We start from the raw sequence: 1,735 nt of genomic DNA on the forward strand, positions 1-1,735 counted from the left end.
CGTTCGCCGAGGAGAGCCATGAAGCAATACTATAGAGATTCCGACCAGGAGCTTTGTCGGAATGACGGAATTGGGCGTTTTCGGAATAACCGTCAGTTGTCCACCCACTGAGCCTGCCCTGAAGCCTGCCCCAAAATGCCCCTGTTTGGGGTCTCTGTTCAGGGTCATCCCGAACTTAATCCAGGATCTGTTCCAAGAACGAAGAACCTGGACGCGCAGCGTCGGAACGAAGAACCGATGCTTCTTGGCGGGGACGGAGGACCGTTGACGAAAAACGGTTTTTCATAAGCGTACAGGGGTTCTGCAAAGGATCTCGCTCCCAAACCTCTTTTTCTTTGTTTCTTGCATCACTTTCTGCGTAGCAGCCTCACTTCCCCGGACGCTTTTCCCAGCATTACTTCCTCGCGCCAGCAAGCCTCACTTCCCGACGTAGTCGGCCTCGCCTCCGCCGGTTTTCAAATGTAATCAAATCCGTAGTTTGGAAGTGAAAGAGGCAGTCCTTTGAATTTGCTGCAACAAAAGACTTCCTGGTTGAATTCCGCCAATGACAGTCTTTCAACGGTCTCTACGAATCTGTCATAGTCCTCTGAAGGCATAATCTCCGTGAAGTAACCCTCCATTTGGTCGAAGAAGCTTCTCTTGGAGATGATTTTCGCGGTGCCGGGAAACTCGATCGGAAGGCTCTCCTCTGCCTTGAAGTGTCTTTCGGCGACGATTATGCATCCCTTGAGTCCGAGTTTTTCGATATAGCCCCTTGTCAATGAGATTACGTCTTTGCTGCCTCCGCCGTATTCAATCACGTAATGATTGTCTTCTCTCTCGACAACGGTAATGTAAGCCTTTTCACTCAAGTACGCTTTTGCCTTACGTGCCTCCGCGTAACCCGTTGAGAAGGTTTTCTCGAAATCTGTGAAGTTCCTTATGTATCTCAGTGGTTTCATTCTGTAAAGATCGAGAATCTTACCAATGTCCGAAATTTTTGCTTCCCTCATAGATGCCGTTCTTCCTGGCTTCACGAGAATTCTTTTCGTGCCTGGCGGCCTGACCGCTCCGAACCGCTGGTATAGGCCTCTGCCTCCGGAAATTATGAGTAGTGACAGGCCCATATCTATAGCATGTTCTTCGGCCTTCGCAAGAGTCACGGCTCCGTAGTTCTTCCCACGGTAGTCCGGGTGAGTGCATACTGAACCGATGAGACCGACCTTCATCCTGTGTCCGAAGAAAGAGATTTCCCTAGGGAGTAAGCCGATCATCGACACCGGTCTTCCCTCCTCCTTAACGATTGTCATGTTTTCCACATTCTCTTGCGAAAACAGCACAGGAAAGATCTTTCCCATTTCACTTTTGAAGACAAGAGATGCAAGGTCAACCATCCCTTGTAGGTCTTCGATTTCTGCTCGTGCGGGATTGCTCAAGAGAACACCTCCCATGAATATCTAATGAGCTATATAATTGATAATCTCACAAAGAAGAGTTGGGTGCAAGATTGTGATTAAATAGAATTTGATAGTCAAATCGAAAGGGTGATTTCGTTGTCCGAGACAGTACACAGAATAATGCTTGATGACAAAGAATTGATAATTATCGGTACCGCTCACGTATCAAAGAATAGCGCCGAAGAAGTAAAGGCGATTATCGAAGAGGAAAAACCCGATTCCGTTGCAATAGAACTGTGCAACTCCCGATACCAATCGATACAGGATCAGGATAAATGGAAGAAGACCGATATCGCAAA

At 47.7% G+C, this 1,735-nt stretch carries 2 protein-coding genes; one reads left to right on the forward strand and one right to left on the reverse strand.

The features are described 5' to 3' along the window. Nucleotides 1-455: 455 nt before the first annotated feature. Nucleotides 456-1,415, reverse strand: coding sequence for a GNAT family N-acetyltransferase (locus BG32_RS14955; protein WP_006489456.1), 960 nt, complete (start codon nucleotides 1,413-1,415; stop codon nucleotides 456-458). Nucleotides 1,416-1,532: 117 nt separating this feature from the next. Between BG32_RS14955 and BG32_RS14960 the strand changes: the two genes are divergently transcribed. After that, on the forward strand, nucleotides 1,533-1,735 hold a 203-nt coding region (locus BG32_RS14960), incomplete at its 3' end, for a TraB/GumN family protein (RefSeq protein WP_183084356.1).

The sequence above is a fragment of the Mesotoga sp. HF07.pep.5.2.highcov genome (genome assembly GCF_003666285.1).
Taxonomy (GTDB): Bacteria; Thermotogota; Thermotogae; order Petrotogales; family Kosmotogaceae; genus Mesotoga; species Mesotoga prima.